Genomic DNA, 8011 nt, shown 5'->3' on the forward strand with positions numbered 1-8011 from the left:
TACTGCTTAGTAAGTCCCGCCCGAGGAGCCCTCCCATGCAACTCGCCGCGATCATCGTGTCGCTGGTCCTGACCGTGGTCGGCGTCGCGCTGCTCGCCCGAGCCGTGGCGCAGATCTACCGGTTCGTGAAACTCGGCCAACCCGTGCCGACGGGCAGCCGCACGGACGACCCGAAGGCCCGAACGCTCACCCTGGTCCGCGAGTTCCTGGGCCACAGCCGGATGAACCGCTGGGGCATCGTCGGCTTCGCGCACTGGTTCGTGGCGATCGGCTTCCTGACCCTGCCGCCGACCCTGGCCCAGGCGTACGGCCAGCTCTTCCAGGCCGACTGGACGCTGCCGGTCCTCGGCGGGTTCCTTCCGTTCGAGATGTACATCGAGTTCATCGGCCTGATGACGGTCGTCGGCATCGCCGTGCTGATGGTGATCCGCCTGCTGTCGCTGCCGTCGCGGGCCGGCCGCAAGTCGCGCTTCGCGGGCTCGAAGGCCTGGCAGGCGTACTTCGTCGAGTACGTCATCCTCACCATCGGCCTGGCGATCCTCGCCCTGCGCGGCCTCGAAGGCGCCATCCACCACGTCGACTCGTACGAGCCGGCGTACTTCGTGTCGTACCCGCTGGTGCTCGCGTTCGACGGCCTGTCGCTGCCGGCCCTGCAGAACGCCATCTACTTCACCGCCATGATCAAGATCGGCACCTCGCTGATCTGGATGATCACGGTCTCGCTGAACACCAACATGGGTGTCGCCTGGCACCGCTTCCTCGGCTTCCCGAACATCTGGTTCAAGCGGAACGCGGACGGCGCGTCCGCGCTCGGCGCGCTCCAGCCGATGACCTCGGGCGGCAAGGAGATCGACTTCGAGGACCCGGGCGAGGACGACGTCTTCGGCGTCTCCCAGGTCGAGCAGTTCTCCTGGAAGGGCATCCTCGACTTCTCCACCTGCACCGAGTGCGGCCGCTGCCAGTCGCAGTGCCCCGCCTGGAACACGGGCAAGCCGCTCTCCCCCAAGCTCCTGATCATGTCGCTGCGCGACCACGCGCACGCCAAGGCCCCGTACCTGCTGGCCGGCGGCGGCAAGACCATGGAAGGCGAGGAGAAGGCGACCGAGGAGCAGCTCGCCGGCGTCCCCGCGACCGCCCTGGCCGAGGCGGAGCGCCCGCTGATCGGCACGGTCGAGGAGAACGGCGTCATCGACCCGGACGTGCTGTGGTCCTGCACCACCTGCGGTGCGTGCGTCGAGCAGTGCCCGGTCGACATCGAGCACATCGACCACATCGTCGACATGCGCCGCTACCAGGTCATGATCGAGAGTGCGTTCCCGTCCGAGGCGGGCACGATGCTCAAGAACCTGGAGAAGAAGGGCAACCCCTGGGGCCTGGCGAAGAAGCAGCGCGTCGAGTGGACCAAGGAGGTCGACTTCGAGGTCCCGATCGTCGGCAAGGACGTCGAGGACCTCACCGAGGTCGACTACCTGTACTGGGTCGGCTGCGCCGGCGCCCTGGAGGACCGGGCGAAGAAGACCACGAAGGCCTTCGCGGAGCTGCTGCACATGGCGGGCGTCAAGTTCGCGATCATGGGCGGCGAGGAGAAGTGCACGGGCGACTCGCCGCGCCGCCTGGGCAACGAGCCGCTGTTCCAGCAGCTGGGCCAGGAAAACGTCGCCATGCTGAACATGGCCTTCGGCGAGGACGACGAGGACGAGTCGACGAAGAAGCCGAAGTCGGCGAAGAAGATCGTCTCGACCTGCCCGCACTGCTTCAACACCATCGCGAACGAGTACCCGCAGCTCGGCGGCGACTACGAGGTCATCCACCACACGCAGCTGCTCCAGCACCTGATCGACGAGGGCAAGCTGCTGCCGGTGACCCCGGTCGACGGCCTGATCACGTACCACGACCCCTGCTACCTGGGCCGCCACAACAAGGTCTACACGCCGCCGCGCGAGATCATGTCGGCCGTCCCGGGCCTGCGCCAGCAGGAGATGCACCGCCACAAGGAACGCGGCTTCTGCTGCGGCGCCGGCGGTGCGCGGATGTGGATGGAGGAGCGGATCGGCAAGCGCATCAACAACGAGCGCGTCGACGAGGCCCTCTCCCTCAACCCGGACATCGTGTCGACGGCGTGCCCGTTCTGCCTGGTGATGCTGACCGACTCGGTGAACGGCAAGAAGAACGACGGCCAGGCCAAGGAGTCCGTCCAGGTCGTGGACGTGGCCCAGCTGCTGCTGGAGTCGGTGAAGGCCCCGGCCCCGACGGAGGCCGAACTGGCCGCGGCGGCCGCGGCGGAGGCGGAGGCCGAAGCGGCGGCGAAGGCGGAGGCCGAGGCGAAGGCCGCGGCGGAGGCCGAAGCCAAGGCGAAGGCAGAAGCCGAAGCCAAGGCCAAGGCGGAGGCCGAAGCCAAGGCGAAGGCCGCGGCGGAGGCCAAGGCCGAAGCCGAAGCCAAGGCGAAGGCCGCGGCGGAGGCCAAGGCCGAAGCCGAAGCCAAGGCGAAGGCAGAAGCCGAAGCAGCCGAGGCGGAGCCCGCGGCAGCACAGGCGCCGGAGGCCGAGAAGGCACCGGAGGCCGAGAAGGCACCGGAGGCCGAGGAGAAGGCGTCCGCGGCCGACGAGGCGCCGGAGGCGGAGACCGACGGCGACACGGCCGAGGCCAACACGGCCAAGTAGGCCAGAGCCACAGCGCAGTTCGGCACGGCGCAACCACGCCGGAACGGCCGGCCCCCGCCCGGGGGCCGGCCGTTCCGCTTCCCCGCGCCGACAGGAACGGCAGGGGGGGCCGGCCCCCCGGGGTTCCCCTAAGGGATGTCACAGCTCAGCCGCAAAGGGTGCTTAATCCGGCACCGACTGCACCCGATTGCCCGGGACCAGGTACGTTCGATCACGTGGCTGGATTCAGGATCGGACGCGGCAGGGACGACGACCGCGCGCAACAACCCCCGCGGCAGCAGCCGTACGGTCAGCAGCACCCGCAGCAGCAGCCGCAGGGCGCACCGTACGGCCGACAGCCCTACCCTCCCCAGCAGCAGTGGCCGCAGCAGGCCGCGAGCGGGGGGCACGGCGAGCCCGAGTACTTCGACCCGTACGGACACCAGCAGGGGCAGCCCCCGCAGGCGTACCCGCAGCAGCCCCCGTACGGCCCGCCCGGCGGCAGCCACGGCGGCCACGGCGGCGGCTCGTACGCGAACGACAACCCCGGCCACACCCAGGTCTTCTCCTACGGCGAGGACCCGTACGGCCCGCCCGGCACCTACCAGGCGGACGGCGGCGCGGCGGCCGCGGCCCCGACCGGCCCGCGGCTGCCGTGGAAGGAGCTGCTCAAGGGCATCGTGATGCGCCCGGGGCCGACGTTCCTCCAGATGCGCGACTACCCGGTGTGGGGCCCCGCGCTGATCGTGACGTTCCTCTACGGCCTGCTCGCGGTCTTCGGCTTCGACGAGGCCCGCAAGGACGTCATCAGCGCGACCCTCGCGAACGCCGTCCCGATCGTCCTGAGCGCCGGCGTGGCGTTCGTCATCTGCGGCCTTATCCTCGGCGCCGTCACCCACACGCTCGCCCGCCAGCTGGGCGGCGAGGGGTCCTGGCAGCCGACGATCGGCCTGTCGATGCTGGTCATGTCGATCTCCGACGCACCGCGCCTGATCTTCGCGGTGTTCCTCGGCGGCGACAACATGTTCGTGCAGGTACTCGGCTGGGCGACGTGGGTCGCGGCGGGCGCGCTGTTCACGTCGCTGATCAGCAAGTCGCACGACCTGCCGTGGCCGAAGGCGCTGGGCGCGTCCGCGATCCAGCTGGTCGCGCTGCTGTCGATCATCAAGCTGGGCACCCTGTAGGGAGCCGCGGCGAAAGACGAAGGGCCCGCCGCCCGCACACACAGTGCGGGCGGCGGGCCCTTCCGCCGTCCGGGAAGGCGACGGTCAGGCGTCGAGGATCTGGCCCTCGCGCCGGACGACGGGCGGCTCGACCGACCAGGGGAACTCGATCCAGTCGTCGGTCCGCTTCCAGACGTACTCGCACTTCACCAGCGACTGCGACTTCTCGTAGATGACCGCGGAGCGGACGTCGGCGACGGTGCCGACGCAGAAGTCGTGGACGAGCTTGAGCGTCTTGCCGGTGTCGGCGACGTCGTCGGCGATCAGGACCTTCTTGTCGGAGAAGTCGATCGCGTCCGGGACGGGGGCGAGCATGACCGGCATTTCGAGGGTGGTGCCGACGCCGGTGTAGAACTCCACGTTCACGAGGTGGATGTTCTTGCAGTCCAGGGCGTACGCCAGGCCGCCGGCGACGAAGACTCCGCCGCGGGCGATGGACAGGATGATGTCCGGCTCGTAGCCGTCGTCGGCGATGGTCTTCGCCAGCTCGCGCACGGCGCGGCCGAAGCCCTCGTAGTTCAGGGACTCGCGTACAACACTCATGCCTCGTGCCTCACCTGGGTGCGGTGGAAGTTCTGGAAGGAGCGCGAGGCCGTGGGCCCGCGCTGACCCTGGTACCGCGATCCGTACCGCTCGCTCCCGTACGGGAACTCGGCGGGCGAGCTGAGCCGGAACATGCACAGCTGCCCGATCTTCATGCCGGGCCACAGCTTGATCGGGAGGGTGGCGAGGTTCGACAGCTCGAGCGTGACGTGACCGGAGAAACCGGGGTCGATGAACCCGGCGGTCGAGTGCGTCACCAGTCCCAGGCGGCCCAGGCTGGACTTCCCCTCCAGCCGGGAGGCGATGTCGTCGGGCAGCGAGATGACCTCGTACGTCGAAGCGAGCACGAACTCGCCCGGATGCAGGATGAACGCCTCGTCCCCCTCGGGCTCCACCAGACGGGTCAGGTCCGGCTGCTCGATGGCGGGGTCGATGTGGGCGTAGCGGTGGTTCTCGAACACCCGGAAGTAGCGGTCGAGACGCACGTCGATGCTGGAGGGCTGCACCATCGACTCGTCGAACGGGTCGATGCGCACCCGTCCGCTGTCGATCTCGGCCCGGATGTCTTTGTCGGAGAGAAGCACGTCCCGAGGATACGCAGTGGGCGCGAGCCACCCCCAATCGAGTACGGCGCCCGGGGGCCGCGGCGCCCGCCGGGACGGCGGGACGGCCGCGGCCCTGACCGGGCAGTCCTCCGCCCTACCGCTTGACGGCGGCGCCGACGGGCACGGCGTGCCTCAGCCGGGCGCACCGCGGACACCGCAGCAGCCGGCCCGGCCCGATCCGGCCGGCACCGAGGTGCTGCAGCGGGAACGAAGCGGTGCTGAACACGTGCCCCTCGGCACAACGGACGACGGTGTTCTCCATCGAGTCCCTTTCCCCAACCTGCCGTACTGCGACGAATCGCCACATTAGGGGATGATCGAGACCGCGCTCCAGCCGCCACTCCCGCGGCCCGCCACACCGGTACGTTACGCCCCAACTCCCGCCCCCACGAGGGCCGGTGCACCCCACAAACGAATGACGACCCCGCGGTCGATTCACCGGGGGTCGATCATGAGGTAGAGTGTGCAACGGTACCGCTCCGGACCTCTGGAGCGACCTGCGGATGTAGTTTAATGGTAGAACATGAGCTTCCCAAGCTTATAGCGCGGGTTCGATTCCCGTCATCCGCTCCATGACAAAGCCCCAGGTCAGCGACCTGGGGCTTTTGTGTTGCCTAGACCTCTCTACTGCTCCCGTGCCAGATCCGTGCCAGATGCCTTGCCGCGCAGCGCCTGGACCCGGGCATCGATCCCCGCAGCGACCTCCCGTTGCCTGTCGAGGTTCGAGTGCTGATAGATCATCGCCGCCTTCTCCGAGGACTGGCCGGCGCGGACCATCGTGTCCTTCAGCGTCGCGCCCGACTGCGTCGAGAGCGTGTGCCCGGTGTGACGAAGGTCGTAGAAGGTGAAGGTGTCCGGCAGCCCGGCTGCCTTACGCGCCTTCTTCCACTTCCGCCCGAACGTCGTACGACGGAACGGCGCCCCGCGCTCCCCCACGAAGAGGAGCCCGTCCGGCTTCTGCTCGGCATACAAGTACATGTGCAGCTTGAGATCACCGGCCATGAACCGGGGCAGCACGATGAACCGCTTGCCTGCCTCGCTCTTGGTCTCCCCAGGCGCCCGCCGTCCGGTGTTCAGCTCCGGCTCGGCACGCCGCACCCAGACACCGCAGTTCGCAAGATCCACGTCCGGGCGCCGCAGTCCCGCTTGTTCCTCCGGCCGGGCCGGGCCATACGCGGCGATGTAGACCATCAGCCGCCACCGCGGACCCATCGCCTTGGCGACGGCGTCCACCTGATCGACAGTGGCAGTCTGCCGCTCAGCCGGCGACTCCTTACCAGCACCCTTGATCCGGCACGGGTTCCGCCTGATCAACTCATCATCCTCGGCCGTACCCATGATCGCCTTGAGCAGCCGGTATGCCTTGGCCACCGTGGTCGCGCCCGTGGCCTTGAGGCGAGCGGTCCGCCATGTGCGGACTCTGGGAGGCGTGATCTCGTCGAGGTCCATCTCTTCGAAGGTCGGCAGTATGTGCAGCCGGAGCAACCGCCGATAGAGCTCTTCAGTCGTCTCCTCCAAGCCACGCTCTTCCACCCACTGGATCGCGTACTCCGCGAAGTTGACCGCCCCGGCATCCGGGTCGCGCCAGTCCCCCTTGTTGATCTCGGTCTGCTTCTCGGCGAGCCAGTCGTCTGCGTCCCCCGAGGTCGCGAAGGTTTCGGGCGCCGGCCGCATCACCCCATCGGGCCCCGGGTACCGGGCCTGAAACCGTCCGGACGGCAGCTTGCGGATCGCCCCGAACCGGCGCCGCCGACCCTTGCTGTTGGCCATCAGGCAGCCCTCCGGTAGCGGGAGCGCTGGGGCCGCCGCGGCTCGACGGTGTTCGCGGCGATGTACTCCATGACAACGCTCTCTGCGATCCGCACGTGCGTACCGACCTTCACGTACCGGATCCGGCGCTCCGCGACCAAGCGCCGGGGGAACCGCTCGGTCGTGCCAAGCAGTTCGGCGACCTGGGCGACAGTCAGATATCGATCACTCATCTCGTTCCCCCATGAGTTCTTCGCGGGCGATCTCGCGGTTGTGCCGGATGTCGCGGCGGATATTGGCGGCGAGCCAGGATTCGCCGGGGGTGTGGCCGTGGCCGGCGTAGGCCCAGTGGGCGACGACGAGGAGCGTGGACTCCGGGTGCTCGTCGGGGTCGGGCAGGCCGAGCGAGGCGCGTTGCTGGGCGGCGCGGTAGTCGGCGCGGACCTGTCGTAAGGCGCCGAGGGTGGTCGAGTAGCGGCGAGACTTGGTGGAGAAGTGGCCGCGGAAGCCGAGCATGTGAGCCCAGGCCCGCAGGCGCCGGTCCGGGTAGGCCTGATCGAGGTCCATGCAGGCTTCCATGAGCCGCCGGGGATGGTCGGGCACGCCGAGGAGGAGCAGTGCCTCCTTGTTGCCCACGGGGTGGTCTACTGTGCCGGTCGTCTCGGCGGCCTTGGTGGCGTACTTGGCGACGTAGGACGCGACCGCCTGCTCCGTCAGGTCTTCTCCGCTGCCGAAGGCGCCGATGGGCTGCACGTCGATCTGCTCGCCCCACTGGAGCACCCAGTCGTTGACGAAGCCGTGCTCCGGATTGGCAGGCAGGACGACGCGGACGCGGGCGGCGGCAGCGCGGATGGCGTCGGTGAGCAGGTCGAGGGTGGCCCACGCCGGCGGCGGGCTGTCGGGCCCGGCCGGTCCGTCGAAGCGGATCACGGCGTGGAAGTGGACAGCCCCGCGCTTCTGGTACTCGGCGACCTTGCCGAAGGAGACGCGGGACTGTTCGCGGGCGGCTTTCTGGGTGAGGCCGGCGCGGTGGGCGATCTCTCGGCGGAGGTAGATCGTGAAGTAGCGCCACAACTCGGAGGCGTGGTTGTTCCACAGCACGGCGCTCGCATAGTCGTACGTGTACGGGTCGAGCGGGGTGCCCAGTTCCTCGGCGTCGTCCGGGTGCTGGACCCCGCAGCGGCAGGGTCGGGTGCCGGGGCGGTTGTGGACCGGTCCGAAGGACGGGGCGGTGAGCGTAGCGAAGACGCGG

6 protein-coding genes, 1 tRNA gene and 1 pseudogene are annotated in these 8011 nt (G+C 69.1%); 3 read left to right on the plus strand and 5 right to left on the minus strand.

What is annotated here, in order from left to right; genetic code table 11:
* Positions 1–35: 35 nt before the first annotated feature.
* Together IE170_RS27865 and IE170_RS27870 are read left to right on the plus strand one after the other, a co-directional pair.
* A complete protein-coding gene (locus IE170_RS27865; RefSeq protein ID WP_189812230.1) occupies positions 36–2660 on the plus strand; it encodes a (Fe-S)-binding protein in 2625 nt (874 codons plus the stop codon).
* Positions 2661–2875: 215 nt separating this feature from the next.
* Positions 2876–3823: a Yip1 family protein gene (locus IE170_RS27870; RefSeq protein WP_189812231.1), complete on the plus strand. Its 948-nt coding sequence runs from the start codon at positions 2876–2878 to the stop codon at positions 3821–3823.
* An 84-nt stretch (positions 3824–3907) separates the two neighbouring features.
* On the opposite strand, the gene IE170_RS27875 is transcribed toward IE170_RS27870, so the two are convergent.
* Entirely contained in the window at positions 3908–4405 is a 498-nt protein-coding gene (locus tag IE170_RS27875) for a phosphoribosyltransferase (protein ID WP_189812232.1), read from the minus strand.
* Positions 4402–4989 (minus strand): dCTP deaminase, encoded by a 588-nt coding sequence (gene dcd, locus IE170_RS27880; RefSeq protein WP_189812233.1) that lies wholly within the window; start codon positions 4987–4989, stop codon positions 4402–4404. Before dcd ends, IE170_RS27875 begins: the two co-directional genes overlap by 4 nt.
* A gap of 520 nt (positions 4990–5509) precedes the next feature.
* Here dcd and IE170_RS27885 point away from each other — a divergent pair.
* Positions 5510–5583 (plus strand) — tRNA-Gly (locus tag IE170_RS27885).
* A 51-nt stretch (positions 5584–5634) separates the two neighbouring features.
* On the opposite strand, the gene IE170_RS27890 is transcribed toward IE170_RS27885, so the two are convergent.
* From IE170_RS27890 to IE170_RS27900, 3 genes and pseudogenes are all read right to left on the minus strand, one after another.
* On the minus strand, positions 5635–6780 hold the full coding sequence (locus IE170_RS27890) for a tyrosine-type recombinase/integrase (RefSeq protein WP_189812234.1): 1146 nt from the start codon (positions 6778–6780) through the stop codon (positions 5635–5637).
* Positions 6780–6992 carry an excisionase family DNA-binding protein gene (locus IE170_RS27895; protein WP_189812235.1) on the minus strand — a complete coding sequence of 71 codons (213 nt, stop codon included), beginning with the start codon at positions 6990–6992 and terminating at the stop codon, positions 6780–6782. Before IE170_RS27895 ends, IE170_RS27890 begins: the two co-directional genes overlap by 1 nt.
* A gap of 115 nt (positions 6993–7107) precedes the next feature.
* Positions 7108–8011, minus strand: a pseudogene (locus IE170_RS27900) (replication initiator); the annotation flags it as partial.

Source organism: Streptomyces toxytricini, from assembly GCF_014649915.1.
GTDB classification, from domain to species: Bacteria; Actinomycetota; Actinomycetes; order Streptomycetales; family Streptomycetaceae; genus Streptomyces; species Streptomyces toxytricini.